Annotated in this window: 25 protein-coding genes; 11 read left to right on the top strand and 14 right to left on the bottom strand. The window is 55.7% G+C overall.

What is annotated here, in order from left to right; translation table 11 throughout:
- Positions 1–108: 108 nt before the first annotated feature.
- Together H8B13_RS08095 and H8B13_RS08090 are read right to left on the bottom strand one after the other, a co-directional pair.
- Entirely contained in the window at positions 109–1,116 is a 1,008-nt protein-coding gene (locus tag H8B13_RS08095) for a FecCD family ABC transporter permease (RefSeq protein ID WP_187310270.1), read from the bottom strand.
- The gene (locus tag H8B13_RS08090) at positions 1,113–2,042 is read right to left on the bottom strand and encodes an ABC transporter substrate-binding protein (protein ID WP_187310269.1); all 930 of its coding nucleotides are present in this window, start codon (positions 2,040–2,042) and stop codon (positions 1,113–1,115) included. Before H8B13_RS08090 ends, H8B13_RS08095 begins: the two co-directional genes overlap by 4 nt.
- A 143-nt stretch (positions 2,043–2,185) precedes the next feature.
- Between H8B13_RS08090 and rfaD the strand changes: the two genes are divergently transcribed.
- Positions 2,186–3,151, top strand: a complete 966-nt coding sequence (gene rfaD / locus H8B13_RS08085) for an ADP-glyceromanno-heptose 6-epimerase (RefSeq protein WP_187310268.1) — start codon at positions 2,186–2,188, stop codon at positions 3,149–3,151.
- A 109-nt stretch (positions 3,152–3,260) separates the two neighbouring features.
- Entirely contained in the window at positions 3,261–4,643 is a 1,383-nt protein-coding gene (locus tag H8B13_RS08080) for an FAD/NAD(P)-binding protein (RefSeq protein WP_187310267.1), read from the top strand.
- A gap of 67 nt (positions 4,644–4,710) precedes the next feature.
- Here H8B13_RS08080 and H8B13_RS08075 read toward each other — a convergent pair whose 3' ends face one another.
- Both H8B13_RS08075 and H8B13_RS08070 read right to left on the bottom strand, forming a co-directional pair.
- Positions 4,711–4,968, bottom strand: a complete 258-nt coding sequence (locus H8B13_RS08075; RefSeq protein ID WP_187310266.1) for a hypothetical protein — start codon at positions 4,966–4,968, stop codon at positions 4,711–4,713.
- A gap of 173 nt (positions 4,969–5,141) precedes the next feature.
- On the bottom strand, positions 5,142–6,146 hold the full coding sequence (locus H8B13_RS08070; RefSeq protein ID WP_187310265.1) for a zinc-binding dehydrogenase: 1,005 nt from the start codon (positions 6,144–6,146) through the stop codon (positions 5,142–5,144).
- Between the two features lie 365 nt (positions 6,147–6,511).
- On the opposite strand from H8B13_RS08070, the gene H8B13_RS08065 reads away from it, so the two are divergent.
- Positions 6,512–6,976, top strand: coding sequence for a MarR family winged helix-turn-helix transcriptional regulator (locus H8B13_RS08065; RefSeq protein ID WP_187310264.1), 465 nt, complete (start codon positions 6,512–6,514; stop codon positions 6,974–6,976).
- Between the two features lie 65 nt (positions 6,977–7,041).
- Here H8B13_RS08065 and H8B13_RS08060 read toward each other — a convergent pair whose 3' ends face one another.
- Both H8B13_RS08060 and H8B13_RS08055 read right to left on the bottom strand, forming a co-directional pair.
- Positions 7,042–7,446 (bottom strand): thiol-disulfide oxidoreductase DCC family protein, encoded by a 405-nt coding sequence (locus H8B13_RS08060; RefSeq protein WP_187310263.1) that lies wholly within the window; start codon positions 7,444–7,446, stop codon positions 7,042–7,044.
- Positions 7,447–7,675: 229 nt separating this feature from the next.
- Positions 7,676–7,918 carry a hypothetical protein gene (locus H8B13_RS08055; protein WP_187310262.1) on the bottom strand — a complete coding sequence of 81 codons (243 nt, stop codon included), beginning with the start codon at positions 7,916–7,918 and terminating at the stop codon, positions 7,676–7,678.
- Between the two features lie 4 nt (positions 7,919–7,922).
- On the opposite strand from H8B13_RS08055, the gene H8B13_RS08050 reads away from it, so the two are divergent.
- The 6 genes from H8B13_RS08050 (at position 7,923) to H8B13_RS08025 (ending at position 13,429) form a co-directional block, all read left to right on the top strand.
- Complete coding sequence (locus H8B13_RS08050; protein WP_187310261.1) at positions 7,923–8,120, top strand: hypothetical protein; 198 nt, start codon at positions 7,923–7,925, stop codon at positions 8,118–8,120.
- Positions 8,121–8,397: 277 nt separating this feature from the next.
- On the top strand, positions 8,398–8,811 hold the full coding sequence (locus H8B13_RS08045) for a hypothetical protein (RefSeq protein WP_187310260.1): 414 nt from the start codon (positions 8,398–8,400) through the stop codon (positions 8,809–8,811).
- Positions 8,812–9,021: 210 nt separating this feature from the next.
- Entirely contained in the window at positions 9,022–9,684 is a 663-nt protein-coding gene (locus tag H8B13_RS08040; protein ID WP_187310259.1) for a hypothetical protein, read from the top strand.
- Positions 9,685–9,806: 122 nt separating this feature from the next.
- The gene (locus H8B13_RS08035) at positions 9,807–11,318 is read left to right on the top strand and encodes an HTTM domain-containing protein (RefSeq protein ID WP_187310258.1); all 1,512 of its coding nucleotides are present in this window, start codon (positions 9,807–9,809) and stop codon (positions 11,316–11,318) included.
- A 149-nt stretch (positions 11,319–11,467) separates the two neighbouring features.
- A complete protein-coding gene (locus H8B13_RS08030) occupies positions 11,468–12,427 on the top strand; it encodes an MBL fold metallo-hydrolase (protein ID WP_187310257.1) in 960 nt (319 codons plus the stop codon).
- A gap of 132 nt (positions 12,428–12,559) precedes the next feature.
- Positions 12,560–13,429, top strand: coding sequence for an RES domain-containing protein (locus H8B13_RS08025; RefSeq protein WP_187310256.1), 870 nt, complete (start codon positions 12,560–12,562; stop codon positions 13,427–13,429).
- A gap of 52 nt (positions 13,430–13,481) precedes the next feature.
- Here the strand turns inward: H8B13_RS08025 and H8B13_RS08020 are convergent, their stop codons facing one another.
- Positions 13,482–13,973: a VOC family protein gene (locus H8B13_RS08020; protein WP_187310255.1), complete on the bottom strand. Its 492-nt coding sequence runs from the start codon at positions 13,971–13,973 to the stop codon at positions 13,482–13,484.
- A gap of 97 nt (positions 13,974–14,070) precedes the next feature.
- On the bottom strand, positions 14,071–14,769 hold the full coding sequence (locus H8B13_RS08015; protein WP_261990264.1) for a diphthine--ammonia ligase: 699 nt from the start codon (positions 14,767–14,769) through the stop codon (positions 14,071–14,073).
- Between the two features lie 146 nt (positions 14,770–14,915).
- Between H8B13_RS08015 and H8B13_RS08010 the strand changes: the two genes are divergently transcribed.
- Entirely contained in the window at positions 14,916–15,386 is a 471-nt protein-coding gene (locus H8B13_RS08010) for a hypothetical protein (protein ID WP_187310254.1), read from the top strand.
- A gap of 90 nt (positions 15,387–15,476) precedes the next feature.
- Here H8B13_RS08010 and H8B13_RS08005 read toward each other — a convergent pair whose 3' ends face one another.
- The 5 genes from H8B13_RS08005 to H8B13_RS07985 form a co-directional block, all read right to left on the bottom strand.
- Positions 15,477–15,977, bottom strand: a complete 501-nt coding sequence (locus H8B13_RS08005) for a DUF4126 family protein (RefSeq protein ID WP_187310253.1) — start codon at positions 15,975–15,977, stop codon at positions 15,477–15,479.
- Positions 15,978–16,232: 255 nt separating this feature from the next.
- Complete coding sequence (locus H8B13_RS08000) at positions 16,233–17,840, bottom strand: serine hydrolase (RefSeq protein WP_187310252.1); 1,608 nt, start codon at positions 17,838–17,840, stop codon at positions 16,233–16,235.
- 65 nt (positions 17,841–17,905) lie between these two features.
- Positions 17,906–19,735, bottom strand: coding sequence for a DUF885 domain-containing protein (locus tag H8B13_RS07995; RefSeq protein WP_187310251.1), 1,830 nt, complete (start codon positions 19,733–19,735; stop codon positions 17,906–17,908).
- 116 nt (positions 19,736–19,851) lie between these two features.
- Entirely contained in the window at positions 19,852–21,675 is a 1,824-nt protein-coding gene (locus H8B13_RS07990; protein ID WP_187310250.1) for a DUF885 domain-containing protein, read from the bottom strand.
- A gap of 138 nt (positions 21,676–21,813) precedes the next feature.
- A complete protein-coding gene (locus tag H8B13_RS07985) occupies positions 21,814–23,622 on the bottom strand; it encodes a DUF885 domain-containing protein (protein ID WP_187310249.1) in 1,809 nt (602 codons plus the stop codon).
- A 232-nt stretch (positions 23,623–23,854) separates the two neighbouring features.
- Between H8B13_RS07985 and H8B13_RS07980 the strand changes: the two genes are divergently transcribed.
- Positions 23,855–25,390, top strand: a complete 1,536-nt coding sequence (locus H8B13_RS07980; protein WP_187310248.1) for a glycosyltransferase family 39 protein — start codon at positions 23,855–23,857, stop codon at positions 25,388–25,390.
- 102 nt (positions 25,391–25,492) lie between these two features.
- On the opposite strand, the gene H8B13_RS07975 is transcribed toward H8B13_RS07980, so the two are convergent.
- Entirely contained in the window at positions 25,493–26,794 is a 1,302-nt protein-coding gene (locus tag H8B13_RS07975) for a carboxypeptidase-like regulatory domain-containing protein (RefSeq protein WP_187310247.1), read from the bottom strand.
- Between the last annotated feature and the right edge of the window lie 144 nt (positions 26,795–26,938).

Here is a 26,938-nt window from a genome sequence, read left to right as displayed (position 1 = left end):
AATGTGTAGACGCGGAATAAGCTGGACGGCAAGCAATTAAACAACTAACAGAGCAGCGTATCAGCTTTTCAACCAATCAGCACATTAGTACCTCAACTTAGCAGCCCATTAAAGTGCTACATGCTTTTTCCGCAGCAAATATACGAAGAACGGTACGCCGAAAAGGGCCGTGACCAAGCCCACAGGAAGGCCAGCGGGGGGATATAGCAAGCGGGCCAATAGGTCGCAGACGAGCATAAAATTGCCCCCTAGCAAGGCGCAGAACAATAAATTGGCCCTGCCCGTGACACCAAGCAGCCAGCGCGTAAGGTGAGGAATCATTAGCCCGACAAAGCCGATAGGGCCACAGAGCGCCACGACGCAGCCCGTCAGGCCGGAAGCGGTGAGGATGAGTATCCAGCGCAGGCGCGTCACATTCAGGCCCAATGCCTGGGCGCGCTCCTCTCCTAACAGCAACACATTCAGGTCTTTCTGCAGAAAAGTAAAAAGCAATAATGCCCCGCCAACTGCCACGGCCGGATAAGGCAACAGATTCCAGCCGGCTCGCTCGAAGCTTCCCATCGCCCAGAAAATAACGGTACTTAGCTTAGCGTCGGTGGCGGCCAGAAATGTAACCAGACTGCCAATTGCGGCTGTAAGCGCACCTACGGCCACTCCGGCCAGCAATAATTGGGCTGGCCGGAGTTGGCCCTGCTGGGTACCAAGAGTGACTACTACTATCGTGATGAGCAGGGCGCCGGCCAGAGCAGCCAAAGGCGGCAGATAAAAGCCCCCTAGCATCAAGGTATCCAGAAAAGCAAAGCATAGAATGGCCCCCAGTGATGCTCCTGAGGCCGTTCCGAGCAAATACGGATCGGCCAAGGCATTATTGACCATCGCTTGCATCAGATAGCCGCTAAAAGCTAGCCCTGCGCCAGCCAGTAGGGCCAGCAAGAGGCGCGGCAGACGCAATTGCACCAGCACCAATTGTACCGGATCGGTGGGGTCGTAGTGACTGAAGGCGCGCCAGATGGTGGCATAATCCGTTTCGAAGCTGCCAACCCGAAGCCCTGCGACCAGGAGTATAAACGTAAGTAGTAGGCTGGCCAGCAGCCAGGGCCCCACGCGGCGGCTCATAGCTGGGCCGGGCTTTGGCGCAACAACTGCTGGAGTTCCCGCACCGACTCTACTATGCGCGGGCCGGGTCGCTCCATCAGGTTGCCATTGATAGCGTATATCTGCCGCGTTTGGTAGGCACGGATGCGGCGCAGTTCCGGATAGTTTTTGAAGAATGTGCTATCGAGTTTCCCAAAACTGCCCCCCAGCAATACATCTGGGTTAAGCTGCAGAATGTACTCGCGCGTGAGGGCTGGGTAGGGCTGGGAAAACTTCTCCACTACCGCATTTTGCCCCCCAGCCCGCTGAATTTTGTCCGTAAACAGTGTATTCTGACCATACACATATATGGGGTCCTGCCAGGTAATGGCCAGCACTTTAGGTCTTGAGTTAGTTGGTGGCTGCTTTTCCAGCTGCTTCAGCTCCGCCTCCAACGAATCGGTGAGGCGGCGTGCCTGCGGTTGGCGGTGCAGAATGCGGCCAATATCGCGCAGGCCGCGCAGTACATCGAACACGGTGGTGTAGCGCTGGTAATACACTTGCACGCCGAGCTGCTGAAGCCGTGTGGCGTCATCGAGCGAGGTGATGCCCTCTACCGTAAACACGATATCGGGCTGTAGGGCCACCAAGCGCTCCATATCCAGCGGGTAGCTATTCACAACGGGCTTGCTCAATACGGCTTTCGGAAAATCACAGACCTGCGTACGACCAATAATTGTAGCTGTATCAGCCACGGCGTAGAGCATTTCGGTCATGGAAGGAGCCAAAGCCATAATGCGCCGCGGATGCGCTGGCACTACAACGGGTCGGCCAAGGTCGTCGCGCAGGTGCTGGGGGGCATTTGCAGTGGCCGCAGTGGCTTGGGGGGCTTTTTGGTCTGGATTACACGCCGCGAGCATTAGCCCTAACGGGAGAAATGCCAGGAGTTGAAGCAAAAAACGAAGCATGCTGCAAAGATGGTGATTTCACTTGCCTCATGGCTATTCGAGCGAGCGTCATGCAGAGCACAGCGAAGCATCTGGCGTGCTGATGTTGTGAGGCTAGAGTCTACTCCATGGCTTTTGCCTACTTTTAAGGCAAACTTAGCCCTATGATCGTCGTCACTGGGGCGGCCGGCTTTATTGCCAGCTGCCTTGTCACCCGCCTGAATGCCGCCAATTTCAATGATATTGTGGTGGTCGATAACTTCACTGTGGAGCGCAAGCTTGCCAACCTCAAAGGCAAGCGCCTGCGCGAGTACGTGGACCGCAACGATTTTTTTGACTGGCTCGACAAAAACCACGAGCAGGTAGAATTCATCTTCCACCTCGGCGCCCGCACCGATACCACCGAGAAGAGCCGCGAAATTCTGGATTTGCTGAATCTGGAATACTCCAAAAAGGTGTGGCAGGCCTGCTGTCAGTACCAGCTGCCGCTGGTGTATGCCTCGTCGGCAGCGACGTACGGCTCAGGCACGCTGGGTTACGCCGACGACGATGCATTGCTGCCGTTGTTGCGCCCACTCAACCCTTACGGAGAGTCAAAAAATGACTTCGACAATTGGGCCGTAGCGCAAACTGAAAAGCCGTTTTTCTGGGCCGGGCTGAAGTTTTTCAACGTGTACGGACCCAACGAATACCACAAAGGCCGCATGGCCTCGGTGATATTTCATGCCTATGAGCAAATTCGGCGTACGGGCTCCATGGAGCTGTTTCGCTCCCACAACCCTGAGTATGCCGATGGCGAGCAGAAGCGCGACTTTGTGTATGTGAAGGACGTGTGCGAGGTGTGCTATTTTCTGATGCACCATCGCAAAAATTCGGGCATTTATAACTTAGGCAGCGGTGAGGCGCGCACTTTTTTAGACCTAGCGCTCAACACGTTCGCGGCCCTCAACCAGACGGCGGATATTCGGTTTAAAGACACGCCCGAAGACATTCGCGACACCTATCAATACTTCACGCAGGCCGAAATGCAGAAGCTGCGCAGCATTGGCTATGATCGGCCCTTCACTCGTCTGGAAGACGGCATTCAGGACTATGTGCAGAACTACTTGGTGAGCGGCAGTTATTTATAAAGATTCCTGCCTCTTTTTCTGGCTAAACAAAAACAGCCTGACCTTGGTAAACTCTTGGTCAGGCTGTCCGTTTTAAGGCCTACCTTCCACCCGTTCTTCCTCCACCTGCATGCCCCAACGACGTACCATTACAATAATAGGCGCGGGGTTTTCGGGTTCTATGTTGGCTGTGCAGCTTGCCCATGCCAGCGGCAACTACCCCTACGATATACATCTGGTAGACCCTCGTTCCGCTCCGGGGCAAGGTTTAGCTTATTCAGCACCGCGACCGGAATACCTGCTGAATGTGCGCGCCGGCCGCATCAGCGCTTTTCCTGATAAGCCCCAGCATTTTGTGGAATGGCTGCGTGAGAAAGGCTTGCCCGGCGACGAGGACGCATTTTGTCCACGCCAGACGTATGGGCAGTATATCCAAGAGTGCGTCAGGCAGATACTAGGTGAGGCAGTAAATGGGATACGGGTTCAATGGCATTCGCAGGCAGCAATAGCCGCCACCATCGATAAGACAGATAATACAGCGCTGGTAGAGCTTGCTGATGGCCATGTGTTGCGCAGCCACCGCGTGGTGTTGGCGCTGGGCAATTTTCCGCCAGTGGGGCTTACTGGTGCCGGGCTGGGGGGCAATTTTCCGCAAAACTATCATCCCAATCCGTGGGTGCCAGGCGCACTGGCCGGAATTGCCCCCCAGGATTCGGTTTTGCTTATTGGCACCGGCCTGACCTCCGTTGATGTGCTGATGGCGCTACACGCCGATGGGCACCAGGGCCCTATGATGGCCGTTTCACGGCATGGCTGGTGGCCAACGGTGCACGGACCAGCCCAGCACGCGCAATATCCCAGCTTTTACGCTTCCGATTTAGCTCACCTCACGAATGTAGGAGATGTAGTATGCATCGTACGCCAACACATCCGAGCGGCTCAGGCTGCAGGCTACGATTGGCGCGATGTTCTGGACTCGCTTCGTCCCGATTTGGGTCGAATCTGGTCTAGCTGGCCTCTGCTGGAGCAAGAGCGTTTTCTGCGGCATGTAGCGTCTATGTGGTCGGTGGTGCGGCACCGGAGTCCGGAGCAGAATGTGGCCGTGCTTGAGCAGCTGCGAAGCCGCGGACAACTACGAACTCACCTGGGCCGCGTGCGGCAAATTGCCCCCCAAGGCTCTGATTTGCGTGTTGAAGTAACCCACGGCGGCCAACAAACGTCGCTTTCCGCTCGTCATGTTATTGCCTGCACCGGCCCTCTGCTCGACTACAGTCGCGTAGAAGACCCGCTGGTAAAAAGTCTCCGAGAAGCACGCTACCTCCTCCCCGATCCTTTGCGTCTGGGCATTCAGACCGACGAACACGGTGCTCTCTTGGATGATGCTGGCCTAGCCTCTTCGTTATTTTTCACCCTAGGCCCCAGCCGCCGCCCGGCGTATTTCGAGTCGACGGCGGTGCCGGAGCTACGGGGGCAAGCAGCGGCCCTGGCTCAGCACCTTCTTAGTAAACTATAAACAGAACCTGCCAGCAACAAAAAAGGGCGCCACATGTGGCGCCCTTTTTTCTGTCTTTATTATCAGCCTAAGCAGCTTCGGCATACATAGGAACGACGGCTGTTTCAGCGGTAATGGTAGTAGCTTCAGGACCAACTGTTTCGGGGGCATTGCGACGAATGGCGCGCAGCAATAGGTACTTGTACTCTTCCGCGTCGGCCAATGCTGCTTCCAGCGCCAGCAACGCATCGTCGTAGGTAACGACCGGCACCGATTCAGCGACTTCGCCGGTGGGATAAGTCAGTTGAAAAACCGGACCAGTGAGGTATTCAGCGGGTGATTTCATAGCTAGAGAAGTAAGATATGCGTGAGAAAAGCAGTCGAAAATACAACAGCCTTGACGCAGTTTTCATTCCCTAATCCGCCTTTTATCGGCTTGTATTTTTCCGTAAAATACTACCTAGAATCTCCGCTTCATCTACTCTATTTGAGGCTTGTTTAAATCCCAAAATACTGCCTTTACTCCTTAATCTTAAGGACAACTTTACCGAACTGGGCGCCGTCGGCCAGACGACGAATGGCGGCTTCTCCGTCGGCGAATGGGAAAACCTGATCTACAACAGGAACAATCTGTTTTTCCTCTATCAGGCTCACCATATCGGCAAAATCCTGCTCTGTTCCCATTGTAGAGCCCAGGATGGTGAGCTGCTTCCAGAAAACCTTTGCTGGTGGCACCTGCGGAATAGCGCCCAACGTGCCGCCAAAGAACACGATACGACCACCAGGTGTGGCAGCATCGAGCAGGGCGTTGAAGCTGGGACCGGCTGCACTGTCTATAATCACGTCAAAAAGCCCCCCAGCCTCTTTAGTAAGGTCGGCTACCCAGTTTTCGTCGTTATAATTAGCTCCCCCTTTAGCACCCAGCTCCTGAGCGCGAGCCAGCTTTTCGACCGAACTCGACGTAACCCATACCTCCGCGCCGCGGGCTACCGCCATTTGCAAGGCCAACACTGCTACGCCTCCACCAATACCCGTGATGAGCACCCGCTCGCCTGCCTGCAAACCCGCCCGTGTGAAGGCAGCACGGTAAGCCGTAAGCCCGCCAAGCGGCAGCGCAGCCGCTTGCTCGAAGCTCAGATGAGCCGGCATGGCCCGCACGTATTGAACAGGCACACTCAGAAACTCGGCAAACGTACCTTGGTCTGGCAAGCCCAGAATCTTGAAGTTTTTCGCTTGCGCCCTCGGGTTGCCGCCCCAGTTATGGCCCGGATTGATAACTACGGCTTGCTCCAGCAATGACTCATCGGCACCCTCTCCCACGGCGACTACTACGCCGGCGCCATCAGAGCCCAGAATGCACGGGAATTTCAAGCCGCCATATTGACCCTTCTGAATCCAGACATCGCGGTGGTTAAAGGCAGCGGCCCTAAGCTCTACCAGCACTTCGCCGGCGGCGGGCATGGGGGTAGGTACTTCCTGAAGAACAAGCTGTTGGTTGATACCATCGAGTTGTAAAACTTGCATGGAGATGTGGTAAGTGAAGGAATAGTATTTAATACGAATAGAAAGCAAAAAATGCAAACATGGTTATAGTAAATATGATTACTATAAATATAGTTACTACCTAAATTGCCCGCAAAATATGCTCTGAATGGCTCTGATGTGGCTTACACCACAATCGAGCAAAGGCGCTGTAGTTAGACATGCTGTACTGGCTGGGCGCTATAATCTGGTGGCTCGAACGAGACGACAGTTCGAAAGTACTACTTCTGCGGAGAGTTAAACTAGCCTTTAAAAAATTGCTGGGGGGCTTTTTTAGCGCTATTAATCCCCTGTCCGTATGATGAAGCGACAGATCTAGTTCACCTTGTTTTCACTACCCATAGCCAATGGTTGCCCAATCGCTTTTTTCCTTTGAAAGCCCGGATGACAGCCCTGGCTTTTTGCTTTGGCAGGTAAGCAATCATTGGCAGCGGGAAATAAAGAAGGCCCTGGAGCAATTTGGGCTTACGCATGCACAGTTTGTGGTGCTGGCGGCCGCCTATTGGCTGGGGCAGCAGGGCAGCATCACGCAGACAGACTTAGCAGCACACGCCCGTATCGATAAGATGATGACCAGCAAGTTGCTCCGTACACTGGAGACGAAAGGGCTACTATTGCGCGCCGAGCATGCCACCGATACCCGCGCCAAAGCCATAAGCCTTACTTCAGCGGGCGTGCGGACGGCTGTGCAGGCCGCATGGGCCGTAGAGGAGTTTGAAAACCAGTTTTTTGCCTCTCTGGGTGCTGATGCCGCAGTGCTTAAGCAGCTAAAAGCACTGTTGCCCGCTATCACGGAGGCGTCTTCTATATAGGCAGTGTGGTAACCTAAGGTCTTCTGACAGGAAAAAGCAAACTCGCTAGCTGCAAGCTGCTCAGTTTACAGAAAACGTTGCGCCAGCTCAGGCGTGGGCAGCATACATGATTCCTGCTGGCCAAACCACTGGTAGCGGTGCCGCGCCACGAAGCGATACAGCGCGTCGCGCAGCGCGCGCGGCAGAATCGTAGCCACATACAGCAATTGCCAAGCGCCACCTAAGCCGCGCAGAATCCGCAATACAGCCGTGGAGTGGGTAAATAGTTGGCCCTGCTCAATTAGTATTACCGTCTCGGGAGTGGCAGCTACGGTTGTGCCGTATTGAGCCAACAGCTTTTGTCCTGCCTCTGATTGCAGGGAAGTAAACCGAAAATGCCCCCCAGAGTCGTGATTAATGACGAACTGCACGAAGCCGTTGCAGAGGTTACAAACTCCATCAAACAAGATAACGGCGGGCTGACGCACCATAATTAGTAGCTGTAGTTGCAGCTATAACCAGCTAAGCAGGAAAGTATCTTTTACCAGTCATACGAAGCGCACGCAAACCAGTCTGCCCAGTGTGATAAGCTACTGTGTTTTGGAGCTACCAGGATTTCCGCAACTAGCTGTCTGACAAGCAATAAATACGGACTACTATTTTCAATACGTATTTCCTACCTGTGGTTTGTCTCCTAAAAAACAGGTATTTCTTCAAAGTCTACTTTTTAGCTTCACGGTCTATTGTACCCGTATAGCTGCTGAATACAATTTTAATTTCTGTTTCTGATCCACAACCAACATCCATCCTTTCTTTCATTATGAAAAAGCTAAGAATCAACATTTTAACTGCCCTATTTTTAACTACAACCCTTTCCTTAGGCGCTTGTGAAAGTAACAAAGGTGGTACGGAAGGCGCAGGCGGCACTTCCACAGAAAGCGGCACAGGCACATCGTCAGACACTAATATGATGTCTACTGATTCGGCTGGAGGCACGATGGAAGGCTCGACCACCACTAGTGGTTCTACGGCTGGTAGCACAGCTGGTGGTATGGGTTCAACCGCTGGTGGCTCTACCGACGGAACTGGCTCAACGACTGGTGGTGCGGGCACGACCGGCGGTGGTACTGGTACGGGCACGACCAGCGGCTCAACGACTCGCTAGTCATTAGTGAAAAGTGCCCCCCGTGCTTATTTTATCTATCACATTCAAGCCTAAATACGCTATTATGTAATCGTTATTTATAGCTCTTAATATCGGTCAAATCGATAGCTACAAGGGCCTTTTTATAATTAAAACATTGATTTTTTGTCTATTATTCGGATGTATTAGCAAAAATAAATTAACCTATCAGTAACTATTCCTTTCGGTTTGCACGTAGAAGGGGCTCTTTGAATTCTATCCCGCTCTGGTTTAACCCATTCACCAACTAATCCTTCCAATGAAAAAGTCACGGATTTTTGTATCGACCCTCGCATTTGCTGGCATGTTTGTATCAGCATCACTGATGTCCTCTTGCGCCTCTACTGGCACAGATGGAACTACCACCAGCGGTAGCACAACAGGTACAACCAGCGATTCAATGACTGGTGGTAGCACTAGCGGCTCAACCTCGGGTAGCACTAGTGGTACTACTACAGGTAGCACAACTTACGGCACTACTAGCGGGTCTACATCTGGCTCAACTACTACTGGCACCACCACTATGGGTACCACGTCGGGCAGCACTAGCGGCAGCACTACTATGGGTACTACCAGCGGCTCTACGTCAGGTAGCACTACGGGCACCACTAGCGGTTCTACTTCCGGTAGCACTACAACTGGTACCACTACTACGGGCACAACCACCCGCTAGGGTTATGTTCATTCAGTTGAACATATAAACTAAGACGAGAGGGATAATTACTACTCAGTAATTATCCCTCTTTTTGTAATAAGCAGTTGGTTCCTATGGTCTATTTATGGCCGTAGTACTACTCGTAGGTTGCTCACCAGCCTGCAAGTTGCCGTTTATGGTTTCTGTTATACTACAGTTCATTTCCATATCACTCATTTTCAAAAAGCTATGAAAAAGTCATCCTTTGTATCATTTGCGGCTCTTTTGGCGGCAGTTTTCGTTTCGACCGGTGCCGTCGCTCAAACAACCGCAGGCTCTACTACCGGTAGCACAGGCAGCACTACCGCTGGCTCCACTACCAGTGCCACCACAGGCACAACCTATGGCACTACTGCCGGTGCCACTACCGGAAGCGTAACCGCAGGCTCTACTACAACTGGTACTACCAGAGGAACTACTGCCGGCACCATGACAGCGGGCAGCACCGCTGGCACCATGACCACCGGCTCTACCACGGGCACAATGACGGCTGGTAGCACCACAACGGGCTCCACTACCACTGGCTCAACGACCGGTACAACTATTGGCAGCACTGCTGGCTCAACTGCCGGTACTACTGCTGGCACTACCAGTGGCCGTACCACGACTACTCAATCTACCCGCACCTCTACTACGGGTACTACTTCGGGCCGCGTGAACACGCGTACCACATCGGGTAGCACTACTACTAGCCGGACCACTACAGGTACCACTTCAGGTCGTATTACTACTGGCGCTACTACCGGTACTACTTCGGGCCGTACTACTACTGGCACCACATCGGGAAGTACTACGCGCACTACCAGCGGTAGCACCACTACAGGTACCACTACAGGTACCACTACCAACTAATTTCTGACTCCGGCCTTACAGTCGGTTGCTCTTTTTGAAAGCGAAAAGGTTAACCATCCAACTAGGTGGCGTACCTTTTCGCTTTCTTTTTATCTTTCATTTTGCCCCCCCGCGCGGCTCCTATGACCCGTGTCCTCGATTTTCTGCGCCGTCCTTTCGTTCTCGATCTGCGCGCGTTGGCCTTACTGCGCATGGCAACGGCAGCCGTTGTTCTGACCGACCTTGCCATCCGCAGCACCGATTTGGAGGCGCATTATGCCAACATGGGCGTTCTGCCGCTGCATGTGCTGTACGAGCGCAACTGGAACGCTTACCAGGTTAGCCTGCACAACATCAGCGGTTTGTGGCAAATACAGGCCCTGCTGTTTCTGATAGCAGCCGGGTTTGCCATAATGCTGCTGCTGGGCTACAAAACCCGCTTAGCGACCGTAGTATCGTGGCTGCTGCTAGTGTCGCTGCAAAACAGAAATCCCATCATCGGGCAGGGCGGCGACGATCTGCTGCGGATGCTGCTGTTCTGGGGAATTTTTCTGCCTTGGGGTCGTATGTATTCCGCCGATGCGGATCGGACGGAGCCTAAACCAGCCTCGTACTCGTACTTCAGCGCAGCTACGGTAGCGTATGTGGTGCAGCTGGCGCTGGTGTACTGGTGTACGGCATTGCTCAAAAATGCCCCCGAATGGACCACAGAAGGCACCGCCATCTACTACGCCCTCAGCCTCGACCAAGTATTAATGCCGGGGGGGCGGATTTTGTATCAGTTTCCGGAGGTAATGCGCTTTCTTACCTTCGCGGTTTACTACACAGAGTTGCTGCTGCCGTTTATACTGTTTATTCCGGTGGGCGTGCCCTCCTGGCGCATGCTGTTTGTGGTGGTGATGTACGGGTTTCATCTCGGCATCAGCCTGACATTGTTTGTGGGATTATTTTTCCTGATCAACATGGCTTCCGTGCTTGGGCTACTGCCTACACCCGCCATGAATTGGATAGATCGGCACGTTCGGACGCGCACACAGCGCCTGCAGCTGCATTTAGCCCGCCTAAATAGTTGGCGCAGTCCGGTGCGGGTAAACGTGGAATCGAGCCTGAATTTGCCCCCCAAGACCATACGAATGCTGCACGGACTGCGCAACGCAGTGGTTACCTTGCTGCTGGCCTATATATGCTGGTGGAACCTCGATTCGATTGCCAAGCCTTCGCTTACCATGTCGGAGCCCTTGCGGTGGTTTGGGTACCTGTTTCGCGTCGATCAGCACTGGGGCATGTTTGCGCCGGCTGTTTTCAAAGATGACGGCTGGTATATCCTGGATGCTACCACGCCCAAAGGCAAGCACATCGACCTGAACCGGCAAGGAAACCCAGTTACGCTACGCAAGCCAAAGTCGGTGGTGTCGCTGTTTAAAAACGACCGTTGGCGCAAGTACTCCGAGAATTACCTGTTTGTTTCCAACGCTTATCTGCGCCCGTACTACTGCAACTACCTGTTGCGCGTGTGGAATGAAGACTCCGGCAATTCCCCCGTGCAGCGTCTCGATGTCATTTATATGAAGGAAGTTTCGCAGCCCAACTACCGGGTGGTTAAGCCTACCCGGGAAGTGCTCTGTAGCTGCGAAACCGCGCTGCCTGCTAAATAAGCGACCTCATTGATTCTGTAAATACGCCGGTGGCCAGCATAGTGCCCGTGGCTTTATTGGGGGCTTTTTTTGGTTGACTTCAACCTGAAAAAGCCCCCCGGCGTATCACTTGCTACCTACTTTACTATCTCTAACCAAAACACTTCTGTATGGCTAACCGAGCTAGTACACCCCAACTCCAGGCCGTTGCGCCGGGTATCTGGGGTCTGCGTAATGTATTTACCAACCTATACTATGTGCGTGAGCCGGAAGCGCCAACCTCTGACTGGGTATTAGTGGATGCGGGCCTGCCGGGCTCCGCTGGTACTATCCGTCGCCACGCGGCCGAAATCTTCGGTTCGGAGGCGCGGCCGGCCGTCATTATCCTCACCCACGGCCACTTCGACCACGTAGGCGCATTGCTGACGCTGGCCAATGAGTGGGATGTGCCCGTGTACGCGCACCCTCTGGAGCTGCCCTACCTCACGGGCCGCTCGTCTTACCCACCACCAGACCCAACGGTAGGCGGCGGTGCGATGGCGGCCATGTCTTTTCTCTATCCAAAGAAGCCCATCGACCTAGGCAGCCGGGTGCAGGCCCTGCCCACCGATGGCTTGGTGCCGCACATGCCGGGCTGGCGCTGGTACCATACACCCGGCCATACGCCGGGCCACGTCGCGTTTTTCCGCGAGCATGACCGCGTATTACTTGCCGGCGACGCCTTCGTAACCGTGAAGCAGGAATCGGGCTCGGCAGTGTGGGAGCAGCGCCAAGAGGTGCATGGCCCGCCCGCGTATTTCACGCCCAACTGGCCCCAAGCCCGTCAATCAGTAGCCTTGCTGGCCGATTTGAAGCCCCAAATTGCTGCTACCGGCCACGGCATTCCGATGCACGGCACGCAGCTTCTACAGCAACTCCAGGCGCTCGTAGATAATTTTGATGAAGTAGCTATTCCGAAGCACGGCCGCTACGTGTCCCAGCCCGCCACCGCCGACGAAACAGGCGTAACGTCGGTGCCGCCAGCGGTGACCACTACGTTCTCTAAGTGGGCACTGGGCTTGGGCTTGGCCGCAACTGTCGCTTTAGTATTGGTGAATAACAAAAAAGGCAAAAAGCGTTACCGACGCTAGTTTTTGCCGTAAACCACTCTCGTTTTCCCCGTGAGACCTCACTCTGCTCCTTTTCAAAAGGGCTGGGGTGAGGTCTCATTAGGTAATATACCGCTTAAGCTCATCTATATTTCTAATTCCTCTCTCCCACCCATGCGTTCCTCACAACCCAACACCCACAAATCGGCTGCGAAGGAAATTAAAGAGAAAATAGCTGCTATTCATAAGCTCGACCTTCGCGAGCAATCCGTTGATGACTTGGTGCCGCTGATGCGCGAGCTGCTAACGGGCCACTCGCTACGCTGCCTCGATTTCGATGCCGGCCTGCTCCTGTTTCGGGGTACACCCTGCGAAAAGCTTCCGCACCGCTTCGCTGATGTATCGTATGCGCCGGCCGAGCAGGTAAAAAACGATCAGCGCGCCAACCGGGCGGGCGTACCCATGTTTTATTGTAGTGCCACTTGGCACCCGCCTTTTTTTGAGGCCGGTGTAAAAAAAGGCGAACAAATCATCATCAGCCGCTGGCAGGCGCGGGAGCCCTTGCGCATTGCGGGCTTTGGCTATGCCGATCTGTGTGCCGACGACCCACACTCCGACCGTGAAAAGGTACTGCGGAAGTCCCTGAAGCAGCTGCCGGAAGCGGAGCAGCACCTGACCGAGTTTATGCTAGATTGCTTTACCCAGCCCATCGGGCCCGGCGAGGAATACCGCTACCGCATGTCCATTGCCCTCACGGAAGCGCTTGGTTTAGGCGAGCACTTCGATGGCCTCCTGTACCCATCGGCGGCCATGCCCAGCCCTTCACACAACATGGCGCTGCATCCGCGCTGCATTGATGAGCAAAAGCTGGTACTTCAATACGTGGAGCACTTGTCGGTGAATCGCGTCGAGACCGAGACTATTGATGTATGCTCGCTCAACTTTGCGCGCGGCGTAGGTCCCGATGAAAAGCTGCACTGGCTCCACAGACCCGGCAACTGGATTCTGCGCGAAGGAGCGCAGGCCAATGAGCATTGCCTATAACCCAAAAAGCCCCCCAGATACATTTCCGGGGGGCTTTTTTTGGTTACAAAATTTACTTAGCCAATGCCAGCAGTGCCGGAATGTCCAGCGGATCAGTCACCATGTTGATTTCGCCGGCGGCGGAACGGGGCCACTCTTCCTGCGGCCGGTCGTAGTAAAGCTCGACGCCATTGCCGTCCGGGTCATTCAGGTAAATAGCTTCCGACACGCCATGATCGGCGGCGCCGGTTACGGGGTAGTTGGCATCCAGCAGCCGCTTCAAGGCCACGGCCAGCTCCGGGCGGGTGGCGTACAGAATGGCTATGTGATAGAGGCCGGCCGTGTTGCGCGGCGCGGGCGGCCCGCCCAGGCTATGCCAGGTGTTCAAGCCAATATGATGATGGTAGCCGCCGGCCGAGATAAACACGGCCTGCGAGCCGTAGCGCTGGGTTATTTCAAAGCCCAACAGGCCGCAGTAAAAGTCGGTGGCGCGGTCTAGGTCGGCCACTTTCAGGTGTACGTGCCCGATGCGGGTAGTTGCGGGGATGATATACGGCTGGTTCATAGGCGTTCAGATTTGGGGAGGAGTATGGATGCGTTATTCAAGTTATGCGGATAAAATAATTCTCCACTCCTGTTTACCTACACTGTCAGAATGAACTTTAGGCTGGCAGCAAATCGCAATACCAAAAGCCGGCTTCGGGAGTGCCGGGCGTGGGAGACGGATAGGTACGGCGCACTATCTCGCCGCGCACAAACGGAATCGGACTGCTGAAATACGGGGCGTCGAAGACGAAGCTGTGGTACTCGCCATTCTCGCCGCAGGGGTCAACCCCGGGGGGCAAATCGCGGAGGAAATCAGCGTCGAGGAGGCGGCCGCAGAAGCTGGCGTCGAGGTGCTGTTCATTCACGCACACCACTACGGCCTGAAAACCCAGATCGAGAAACTCGCGCAGCAAATCGGCGACGGGGCGCTGCCAAAGCGGAAAAACGCCCCCCAGCCCCACCCGCGCCAGCTGCTGCTCCCGGTAGGCCCGCAGATCTTCCAGATAAATATCTCCGAAAATGGCCTGACTCACGCCCTGGGCCTGCAACGGCGCTAAAGCATCGTGCATAAGCCGCTCATACTCCTCCATGCTGGGTGATTCGGGCAGCGCCAGCGTTGCCAGCGGCAAACCGATGCGCTGGGCCTGGGCTTCGAGCAGCGCCACCCGCACGCCGTGCATGGATACGCGCTGGTAGTGGGCGTTGATGCTGGTGAGCAGGTGCGACACTTGGTAGCTGGGAGCGCGCAGGGCGTAGTAGAGAGCGAGGGCGGAGTCTTTGCCCCCACTCCAATTCATAAGGGCTGAAACGGGCATCTGGCAAAGGTATTAGGCACCGCGGGATTGGCTAATCTGAAAAAATTGCGGCTAGGAGGTTCTGTTACGGCCGTAGCTTCGGCTATTGACGCCCGCTTGCCGTATACAGGGCTTCCAACCTATTCTTTCAACTCAAAACACTTTCTATGAAACTCCAACAGCGTTATGCGCTGGCTATTCTGCTGGTCGCTACGGCCCCGCTAGCCTCCTGCGACTACGAAAAGGGCCCTGGCGAAAACACCCAATTCGATAAAAACTTCAACACAGAAGCAGCCAAAGAGCCTACCAGCAATGAAGTGGCCCGCGACAGCGTAAACCGTGTACAGAACGTGCAGCCCCCGCTGGGCGAAGGCTCGGCCGCTGATCAGCAGCAGTCTGTTGACAAGGCGATGGACTCGGCTCCAAGTGGCAACACGGCTACTTCGCCGCAAACGGCCTCGGGTCAGCCAGCTCCTCAGCAAGATAAGTCGCAGGATGGCAACAGCCAGAACGCCAAGCAGGCCCCATCCAAAGCGTCAGGCACTGATCAGAGCGGCAACGGCGGCACAACAAGCGGCGGCACTGGTGCAGGCGGCACAACGTCAGGTAGTGGCGGTGGTCAAACCACGCAGCGATAACAGCCAGTCAAATCAAGTAGCTACATGCTACTACTAAGCTCAAAAAGCCCCCCAAATCAGTTTGGGGGGCTTTTTTGTGCAAATACTAAATTAATACAGCTGATTATTGGTGCTGCGACGAGCATCGTGCGCCACGGCAAGGGAGCTTTTGAGCACCAAGCTATCCTCTACCACTGCCCACACAGGATCGGGCAAACCGGTGCTAGAGCCCAGCGCCTTGCGCAGATACAAGGCTCCGTAGGTGGCGGCCACCGCTACGGCACTGCCAATAAGTGCGCCTTTTACTACACTGTCTTTCTGCGCTTTATAAGCCGCCGCGCCCGCCAAGCCACCCGCCAAAATACGCCCCATCAGAATCGGCGGCGCGGTGCGGTCGGGCATACCGGGCAGCTTGTCGGCGGCCATTTCGGATAGAGCTACCCCTTTCAGCACCTTAGCCGTAGTCGGCGATTGCAAAAACCGCAGCGGCGACCGGCCTATTGCCTTCGATTTGTTGTTGCTGAGGACATGACTAATGGTGGCGGGTGCCGACATGCTGCGCATACCGGCTATCGCGCCAAGGGCGAGCGCTTGTTGGAGTTGCTTAGACATTGGATTGACTGTTAATAAAATAATGGATAGTGTCTTAAACGAACAGCGTTGGCAGAAAGCCGACTGCTCAGCTTAAAAAGCATTGTTTTTTGTAGTTGTGTAAGGGTAAATGAGGCTTTAAAAAAAGCCCCCCAAATGTTGTCGGCCACAAAAAAAGGCAACTGGTTAGGCTACCTTTTTTCTTTTCAAGACCAGCGGCGCGGAAGCCTATCACTGCTTAGCGGCTAAAGTAAGCAGGCACATTACGGCCCGACGCTACTCTGCCCGCTGCAAGTCTAAATCCTGAAAGTCGTAGCTGAAGTCGGTGGCGGCGGAAACAGGCTTCATCTTGATGCTACTGGCCTTGCCTTGCGCATCGAGGGTAAAAGCGGCGAAGGCGTCGGCATTGAAGCTACGGTCGCGCCAGCGCACCACATAAGTATTGTCGCCGTAAGGCAGCAGCTGGCCCGTCAGGCGGGGCGAGCGTTTGGCTTTGAGCCAGAGCTGGTTGCCCTGGGCAATGATGTTCACGTCGCCGAGCCAGGCATCATTGTAGCGGCCGACATACGCTGCGTAATTCGGCTTTTTGGGCGCGGCCTTTTGGGCGGCGGCCACTTGTTTCCACACGGCCTCGTCGGCTTGCGTGTTGCCGGCGGTCCTCGTCTTCATAATGTCGGTCATTTCCTGCACTCGGTCTTTGCCAGTAATACCCAAGTAATGGTCTACCAGGGTGTTGGAAACAGCCGTGAATGCGGCGCCGCTTTCTTGGTTAGTGAGTACAATAATGCCTAAGTGCAGCTCAGGCAGTAGCGTTACTTTGGTTACCATACCCGTAGTGCCGCCAGTGTGCGATACTTCCTTATAACCGCGCACATCGCGCAGGTTCCAGCCTAGACCGTAGGCCGCAAAGTGTGTATTGTAGCTGAATGGGGAGGGCACTGCCGGTGTTGGGCCAACAGGCAAAATGGTTTGGGGCGACCACAGTTCGTGCTGAGTTGCGGGCTTGAGCAGCGACGCTGGCGCGCCGGATCCGCCGAGCAACATCAGAGCCCATTTGCACAGGTCGGCCACGCTGCTGTAAATGCCGCCTGCGCTAAACATGGCCCCAGCCGGGTCGGCAGTCGAGCCCAAATGGCGCCGGACAACCTGCACTCGCCCCTCCACCAACGCATGGGCATCAGTCACATTCGTGGGGTCGGGAAGGCGGACAAAACTAGTAGCGCTGCGGCTCATGCCCAAGGGCTTGAGCAGACGGGCCTCCACGAAAGCAGTCCAGGGCTGGCCCGATACCCGCGTTACCACTTCGCCGGCTACCAGGTACAAAACGTTATCATAATCGAACTTACTGCGGAACGAGGACACGGGCTTGAAGTAGCGCAGGTTGTGAATCATGTCCTGGATGGTGAAGTTGGCCGAGTCGGGATACCGGGTCAAATCTCCGGCGCCCAGGCCCAGGCCGCTACGATGGCAGAGCAGGTCGCGCACCGTAAACTCGGCCGTGACGTAGGGGTCGTACATTTTAAACTCCGGGATGTACTTCGTCACCTTGTCGTCCCAGCACAGCTTACCCTCGTCCACGAGCAAGCCTAGCGCTGCCGTGGTAAAGGCCTTAGTGTTGGAGGCAATGCCAACCAAGGTATTGGCATCCATTGGCGCCTTGGTTTTCAGCGAGCTGACGCCGTAGCCTTTGCTCATCACGATTTGCCCGTCCTTGACCACGGCTACGGCGATGCCGGGCACGTCGAAGGCTTTCAGGGTGCGGGCCACGACGGCATCGACGGCGGCCACGTCGAGCGGAGCAGTAACAGGCGGAGCGGTCTGGGCCAGTGCCGGTCCCGACAGGAAGAGGGCCAATGCCCAGCCGCGCAAAGAAATTAAACGCATGTATGCAGCTTAAAAGGTTGTCTTGTTGTAGTCTGTTGCTTTAAGAAGAGGGACAGGTTTACTAGCTAGCGCTGACGGGCGGCCCACTCGTCCATTTTGCGCTCCAGCACCAGCAGGGGCAGCGAGCCGTCCTTGAGTAGCTCGTCGTGAAAATCGCGCAGGCTGAACTGCTTGCCCAGCTGTTTTTCGTAGCGAGCGCGCAGCTCCTGGATCTTGAGCTCACCCACTTTGTAACCCAGGGCTTGGCCGGGAATGACCATGTAGCGTTCAATTTCGGCGGTGGCTTCGGCCTCTGTATCGCCTTTGTTCGCCATCATGTACTGAATGGCCTGCTCGCGCGTCATCTGACCCGTGTGCAGGTGCACGTCGACCACGAGGCGAATGGCGCGGTGCATCTCGTCTTTCAGCCTGCCCATGTACTGGTACGGGTCGGTATAGAGGCCGAGTTCCTTGCCCAAAGACTCCGTGTATAGGGCCCAGCCTTCGACGTAGGCCACGTTGCCGCCGAAGCGGCGGAACTTGGGCAGGGCGGTGTTTTCCTGCATCAGCGAAATCTGGTAGTGGTGGCCCGGAATAGCCTCGTGCAGAAATAACGACTCCATGCCGCTGGTCACGTTGTACTGCGTTACGTCGGGGATGGGCACGTAAAAGATGCCCGGCCGCGAGCCGTCGGGCAGGCCCTGGTTGTACTGAGCCGAGGCGGACGCTTCGCGGAAGGCCTCGGTGCGGCGCACTTCAAACCCGGTTTTCGGCACCTGGCCAAACATCATTTTCAGGTTAGGCTCAATTTTGGCCTGGACCCCGCGGTACACGGCCAGCACTTCCTCGGGCGTTTTGAAGGGCCGAAACTGCGGGTCGGTGTTCAGGTGTGCGAAGAACGCCGGCAGGTCACCTTTAAAACCCACCTGCTGCTTGACCCGCTCCATCTCACCGCGCAGGCGCTTGACCTCCTGCTCCCCGGTGCGGGCCACTTCCGCCGGCGACACCTGCGTCGTGGTGACGGCGCGCACCAAAAACGCGTACATCTCCGGGCCGCCTGGCAGGGCATTGATGCCCGAGCTGCTGCGGGTCTTGGGCAGGTACTCGGCTTCGAGGAAGTCGGCCAGTTTGCGGTACGGGGCCGTGGCATCGCGGCCGATAGCTTCACGGTAGAGCGGCGTGAGGCGGGCCCGGTCGGCGGCCGACACGGCGGGCGGGAACGTCGCCACTGGCCCGTAGAACACGCTGGCAGTGGGGTCGGCCGGCGACAAGGCGCGCAGTTGGGGCAGCATCTTGACCACCACGGCCTTGGGCAGCACCACGCCGGCGCGCATGCCCCGGCGGTAGTTGCTGATGGCCGAGTCGATCAGGGCTGGAAACTGGCGCAGGCGGCCCAGCCAGTTGTCGTAGTCCTGAGTCGTTTTGAAAGGTTGCCCGCCCGTGCCCGAGCCGAGCAGGGGAAAGGTATTGGTGAAGGAAAATACGAACTGGTTGAAGGGCATCATCCAGCTGTTGAACCGGTTGTACTCCAACCCCGTTTTCAACTCGTATTCGCACACGTCGTAGCTCAGGCGGTCGTTGGCCGACAGCTTGGCCCGGTCAAACTGCCGAAGGGCGGCCAGGTACCGCTGGGCAAAAGCGACATACTCGTTGCGCGACGCCTGGGTCTGGTCGTTGGGCAGCTGGTCGTTGTAGCGGCTGTCGCCCCGGGCAGTGGCGGCGAGCGGGTCCAGGCGGGCTTGGTCTTCCCAATAAGCCTCAAACAAAGCCGCCAGCGGCGCCGAGTCAGCGGGTTGAGTGGCCGGTGCGGCTCGGGAATTAGCTGCAGCTTTGGTTGTGACCGGCTTCGCTTTTTGCGCCGCAGCCGGGCTTATCAGCGCCAAGGCCACGAAGGCAGTGAGTAAAGGTGATTTCATAAAAAGTAGAAAATGTATAATTTATCAAATATATAGGTTTTTTAGTGCAGCTAGCTGGGCACAAAAAAGCCCCCCAATTGGAGTTGGGGAGCTTTTTCAGTAAAAGAGCAGCAAGTCTACTTTTGCTTCGCGGCCCAGGCGTCCATTGTTTTTTCCAGCACGGCTAGCGGCATGGAGCCCCCAGCCAAAATCTCGTCGTGAAAGGCGCGCAAATCGAACTTTGAGCCCAGCTGCTTCTCGTAGCGGGCACGCAGCTCACTGATTTTCAATTGGCCGGTTTTGTAGCTCAGCGCCTGGCCGGGAGAGGCCATGTAGCGTTCCACTTCGGCTGTGGCACCCTGTTCGGTGATGGCCTCGTTGGCTTGCATGTAAGCAATGGCCTGCTCTCTAGTGAGCTTACCGGTGTGCAGACCCACATCGACCACTAGGCGTATGGCCCGGTGAATTTCGGCCCCTAGGTGGCCCATGAGCTGATTAGGGTCCTGGAACACGCCAAGCTCCGGTCCTAGGCTCTCGGTGTACAAGGCCCAGCCTTCACTAAAGACGCCGTAGCCACCGAAGCGGCGGAACCGGGGCAGAGCCATATTTTCCTGCTGCAACGACACTTGGTAATGGTGGCCCGGAATTGCCTCGTGCAGAAACAGGGTTTCCATAGCCGGATTGGCAACTGTATTGTACTTGAGTGGGTCGAGAATTGGGACGTAGAAAATGCCCGGCCGCGAGCCGTCGGGAGTGCCGCGGTTGTACTGAGCCGAGGCAGAAGCCGCTCGAAATCCCTCGGTGGCTCGCACCTCAAACGCAGTTTTGGGCGTGCGGCTGAACAACTTCGGCAGGGTTGGCGCGATGCGCGTCTGTATGGCCTCGAACGCCGCTATCACTTCCTTTTCGGTTTTGAAGGGCCGGAATTTGGGATCAGTGTTAATGAAGGCGAAGTAGCCTTTCAGGTCGCCGGTGAAGCCGGTTTTCGCTTTCACACGCTCCATCTCGGCCGTGATGCGCGCTACTTCGGTCAGGCCGGTCTGATAAATCTGCTCCGGGGTACTGTTGGTAGTGGTAGCTACCTGCACGGCATATGCGTAGCGGGCGGCACCTTGCGGCAGCGCTCCAATGCCGCTGCTGCTGCGAGCCTGGGGCAGATACTCGGTTTCGAGAAAGTCGGCTAGCCTCTGGTAAGGTGCTACCACGTCGCGGCGGATGGCCTGCTCAAACAGGGGTGTGAGGCGGGCTTTATCGGCCGCCGAAAAGCTGGCTGGGAAAGTCTTGACCGGGCCATAGAATAAGTTTTTTGCAGGATCGGCTCCGGCCACGGCGCGCAGTTGGCTCACCATTTTGGGTACCAAGGCCTTGGGCAGCACCACGCCGGCCCGCATGCCGCGCCGGAAGTTACCGATGGCCGAATCAGCCCAGACTGGGAAGTTTTGCAGCCGGCTTAGCCACTTGTCATAGTCCTGCACCGTCTTGAAAGGCTGCGCGCCGGTACCCGACCCCAGCTGTACCAGTGAGCTAGGCAAGCCGCCGAACTGGTTGAAAGGCATCATCCAATTGTTGAATGCAAAGCTCGCCAGCCGCTGGTCTAGCGTATAGGCGAACATGTCATAGCTTACTTGATCAGTAGGATTGAGGCGGGTGCGGTCAAACTTCTGCAACTGCGTACGGTAGCGCTGGTAAAAGCTGCGCTCCAAGGTGCGGTAGGCCTGGGTTCGGGAGTTGGGAAACTGGTCGTTGTAGCGATTGTCGCCCCGGGAGGTGGCAAGAATTGGGTCCAGTTGGACCTCCTCCTCCGAGTAAGCCTCAAACAAAGCCGCCAGAGGCGCTGAAGAAGATGACGAAGCAGCTTGGGAATTGGCCGCGGCTTTGGTCGTGACCGGCTTAGCTTTTTGCGCCACGGCCGGGCTTATCAGCGCGAAGGCTACTAAAGCAGTGAGGAAAGGTGATTTCATAAAAGCGGGGAAAAGTATAATTCATCAAATGTAAAACCTTTTTCAGTGTCCTCAACCAAGCCAAAAAAAGCCCCCCAAATAGATTTGGGGGGCTTTTTTCTGCAAAGACAATTTGACTTCAGCGAAAGAGAAGCAAGGCTACTTCTGCGTAGCAGCCCAAGCATCCATTTTGCGTTCCAGCACGGCCAGCGGCATCACGCCGTCTTTCAACAGCTCGTCGTGAAAGTTGCTGAGGTTGAATTTGCCCCCCAGCTGCTTCTCGTACTTCTGGCGCAGCTCCCGAATCTTCAACGCCCCGATTTTGTAGCTCAGCGCCTGCCCCGGAATGGCCATGTAGCGCTCAATCTCGGCCGTGGCGCCCTGCTCGCTGATGGCCTCGTTGTCCATCATGTACTTGATGGCTTGCTCGCGGGTCATGTTTTTAGTGTGCATACCTACGTCTACTACCAAGCGAATAGCGCGGTGAATTTCGTCGCCAAGCGCACCCATGTACTGGTACGGATCTTTGTAGAGGCCTAGCTCCTTGCCCAGGCTTTCGGTATACAATGCCCAGCCCTCACCCATAGCACCATACCAGGCAAAACGGCGAAACTTGGGCAGGCTTTCATTTTCCTGCTGTAAGGAAGTTTGGTAATGGTGACCCGGAATGGCTTCGTGCAAAAACAGCGACTCCATACCCGAGGTCGTGTTGAACTCCTTGGCGTTCAGGATTGGTACGTAGAACACGCCCGGACGCGAGCCGTCGGGGCTGCCCTGGTTGTACTCGGCTGAGGCTGAGGCAGCGCGGAAAGCCTCCGTCTGCCGAATCTCGAACGGCGTTTTGGGCGTGCGGCCAAACATCTTTTTCAGGTTCGGATCAATCTTGGCCTGAATGGCGCGGAACGCACCCAACACTTCTTCCGGCGTCTGGTAAGGCGTGAATTTCTTGTCCGTTTTGAGATAGTTAAAGAAAGCTGGCAGGTCGCCTTTGAAGCCTGTCTCGTTCTTTACACGCTCCATTTCCGAGCGAATACGCTTTACTTCCGCCAAGCCCGTCTGATAGATTTCCTCGGGCGTTTTGTCGGTAGTAGTCCAGCTTTTCACGTAGTAGCGGTAGATTTCCGGACCGCCGGGAATAGCCGAAATACCCGTGGTTGTGCGGGCTTTGGGCAGGTATTCATTCTTCAAAAAGGTCCCCAGCTTCCGGTAGGTCGGCACGAGATCTTGCAGAATAACATCCTTATAGGCGGCGGTGAGGCGCTGCTTATCCGCGTCCGAAAAACCAGCCGGAAACTTCGTTACCGGGCCGTAGAACAAGCTCTTGGTTGGGTCCGTGACCACCAAATCCTGCATCTGCGGAATCATTTTCTCCACCAGCGGACGCGGCAATACCACGCCCGTGGCCATGCCCTTGCGGAAGTTGCCGATGGCCGAGTCGCCCCAGGCGGCAAAGCCTTTAGCGCGCCCCAGCCAGTCGTCGTAGTCCTTCACTGTTTTGAAGGGCTGAATGCCCGAGCCCGAGCCAAACTGCCCCAGCGTAATGGGCAAGCCCCAGAACTGCTGAAACGGTATCATCCAGGTGTTCTGCTTCAGGCCAGCCAGCTTGTTTTCGAGGTCGTACTTGAAGATATCGTAGCTGATTTTGTCATTGTCCGACAGCTTTTCGCGGTCAAACTTTTGCAGCTGGCTGAGGTAATTCTGATACGTGGTCTGGAGCGTGTCGCGGAAGGCTTTGGTCTGGTCGTTGGGCAGGCGGTCGTTGTAGCGATTATCGCCCTGGGTAGTGGCGTCCAGCGGGAAAAGCTTGAGGTTTTCTTCCCAGAAATTCGCAAACAGCGTTGACAGGTCTTTCACTTCGGCGGTGCCGGTAGCCGCAGTGTCGCTGCCGCCATCCGACGTGGTTTTCTGCTGATTACAAGCGGTTAGCAGCGAGCCAACCAGCAACCCGGTAAGGGCTAGTTTTTTCATGGGGAAAGGGGTGAGAGATGAGGAGGGTTTGAGTGGGGAGCAATATAGCTAGTCAGCCACACAGTAAGGCTAAAGTTGCAGGCGGAAGCGAGGTTGGAGTACTATTCCGGCCAGTCAAGCGCACCGTTCTAGTCCCGTCCATAAATAAGGTCGTTCTACTCTGAAAAGGCTGCACCGCTCGGCCGGAAATAATGCGGGCTTGGTGTTCATTACGAATCGAATATATTCCGGCATGAAACGTCTTGTTCCGTTGCTCTTCGCCGGTCTTAAGTTTGTGCTCGGCTTTGTGCTGGCCAGCCGGGTTTACGAGCTGCACCGCGACGAATATCTGTACCTCAATTATGGCCAGCATCTGGCTTGGGGCTACCTGGAAGTGCCGCCCCTGATGGCCATGCAAAGCTGGCTCACGCTGGCCCTGGGTGGGGGGTATTTTTGGGTAAAATTCTGGCCCTTGCTGTGGGGCGCGGGCACGGTGTACGTGGTGGGGCGGGCCGCCCAGCGGCTGGGCGGCGGCAGGTGGGCGCAGGTACTGGCGTGCCTTAGCTATATCGTCTGTGCTTATTCGCGCCTCAACTTTCTGTTTCAACCCAACTCGTTCGAAGTATTCGCCTTTACGCTGAGCTGCTACTGGCTGATTGCCTATAGTCAGCAACCGGAGCCGCGCTACCTGTATGGCATTGGCGTGGTGCTGGGCCTGAGTCTGCTGAATAAGTACACCACTTTCTTTTTCATCGGGGCCCTGATCACCGCCCTACTCCTGACTGAGCAGCGCCGTATTTTGGTTACCAAAGCTGGGTGGATTGCGGCCGGCATTGCCTTGGCGCTGTTTTTACCCAACCTGATCTGGCAGATACAGCACGGCATTCCCTTTCTGCACCATATGTCCCTGCTGCACGAATCGCAGCTGGTGAATGTGTCGGTAGCCGACTTTTGGCAAGACCAATTGCTCATGTGTTTTCCGGCCTTGTGGGTATGGGTGACGGGGCTGCTGGCCCTGTTGTTCTATCAACCGTTTCGGCCGTACCACAGCGTGGGCTTAGTCTTCGTTGGGGGGCTTTTATTGCTGACTGTGCTCCACGGCAAGAGCTACTATGCCTTGGGCTACTACCCTATTCTGTTCGCGGCCGGCGCGGGGTGGCTGGAGCATCAGCTAGGGAACTTCCCGCGACTGAGCAAGCTGGCACGACCCATATTGCCGGCCGTGTTGCTGGTGCTGGCTATACCCCTGTTTCCGTATGCCTACGCGCTGTATCCGCCGGCCCAAATGCAGAAGATTGGCGAATCCTACCGCAGCACCGGCGCCAACCGCTGGGAAGACGGCAAGCTTCACCCGCTACCCCAAGATTTCGCCGATATGCTGGGCTGGCAGGAATTAGCCGACAAAGCTTGGCAAGCGTACCAAAGTCTGCCCGACTCTTCGCGCAGCCGCACCCTCGTGCTATGCGATAATTACGGCCAGGCCGGGGCTTTGAATTACTACAATCGGGACCGGAATATGCCAGCGGCGCACAGCTTCAATGGCAGCTATTTATACTGGTTTCCAACGCGCCCGGCGCAGCCGTACCGGCACATACTCTTGGTCACGGATGACTCGGAGGACTTTGGGGGGCATTTTTCCAACTACCAGCGCCGAGGCAAAATCGAGAACAGTTATGCTCGCGAACAAGGCACTACCATTGCGCTCGGCACCAATCCAGATACAGCTATTATTAACCGGATTTATCGAGAGCACCGGCTTAAGCTGGCCGAGTGGGAGCAGCACAAGTAAGCGCCACATCCGCTGAAAACACCACGCCCCAACTCCGTGCAGAAGTTGGGGCGTAATGTTGAAAAGTATTGTTTTGGGGCTAGCAAAAAGCCCCCCAGCGTGCTATTCTATTCGGCCATTGCGAATGCGGACGTCGGCCTTAGGCTCGGGCTTTTTCACCATCGTTCCGAAGGCGCCTTTCTGCTCAAACGACTTGGCTACTTCATCTTCTAGCGGAGTACGTTTTACCACCGGATTATTAGCCCAAAACTCGGGGTCGTATTTTACCTTTCTAATGGTTTCCAGGTCACGCTCGTTGCTGGTCACTTTGTTATACGTCAGGCTGGTAGGCTTGCGGCTGGTGTCGTAGAAGAAGGTGAAAGCCGACACTTTCATTTTGGATGGTGGCAAACCAGGCCGCACCAAATCGTAGGTCATGTCTGCTTTGATGTGCTCCAATGGGTTTACGGCCGTAGTATCGTTCTGAAACACCATATCCAGCTCCAGCTCCGTATTTTTGAAGGAGAACGTCGGGTTGTTGGCTTTGCGGGTAAGCTGGGGCGTAGTCATTTTGTAGCGAATCACCTGATAGGTATCCACATCAATCCAGACGGTGCCTTTCGAGCGGTATTTAGTTTGCTCGGGGCGCGTTTCAAAGGCAATTTCGGCCACGCCGCCGGTTTCTCCTTTCTCCAACACGCCTTTGATTTCTAGCAGGTAGTTTGCCACCACATTTGGGCTGAACAGGCCCAGCGCCTTGGTTGTGTCCGCCTTATCATCGTAGAGGCCGAAGGCTTTGGTGTAGAGCGAAAAGTTTTTGTCGCTGATCAGCGCTTGCTTGGCGGCGTAGCGCCCCTGTGCGATGCTGGTGCCTTCAATGCGGGCGATGTTGGACTTCGCATTCCACACCATTTCCAGCAGCTCCGTGGGGTCGTTGTCGATGCGCGTGATCTGGCGGTAATAGGCTTTACCGTAGAATTTGCGGCCATAGTTTTTCTTCATCTGCTGATACGCACGGTCTACCAGCTGGTAGGCGTAGCTGGCCACTTTCACCTCCGACAGCACCACCGTAGCCGGCGCCAACTCTATTTCCAACGACTGACCCGCCTGCGTAACGCGCACGGTATCCTTGATATGGGCTAGCTCGGAAAAAATCAGCGTTTGGGGCACCGAGGACAAGCTCAGTGTAAATTCTCCATTCTCATTGCTGGCCGTGCCCATGGTCGTGCCTTTTACACCAATACCCACAAATGGCAGCGGCTCCTTGGTTTCTTTATCCCGAATAATACCCCGCACCGGATACTGGGCATAGGCGCCGTGGCTTAAGCCACCAACTAATAGCACGACGACACCGAAGCGGGCAGCGAGTTTACCACCCATCAGGCGCACACGAAGAAAAGCAAGAAGAATCAGGAGCGTATTCAAGGGCAATAGTCGTTTAGTTTTCAAGGCAAGTAGCACTCTTAACGCGCAGCGGCGGCGTGGCGTGTGCCCGACTCACAAAAATTAGACCGTCGGCGGATGCTTTTGACGGCTGGGGGGCTTTTTATAACAGTAGCTTCACACCAA

The sequence above is a fragment of the Hymenobacter sp. BT188 genome (assembly GCF_014333585.1).
GTDB lineage: Bacteria > Bacteroidota > Bacteroidia > Cytophagales > Hymenobacteraceae > Hymenobacter.
This window is presented reverse-complemented; position numbering and strand designations above follow the sequence as displayed.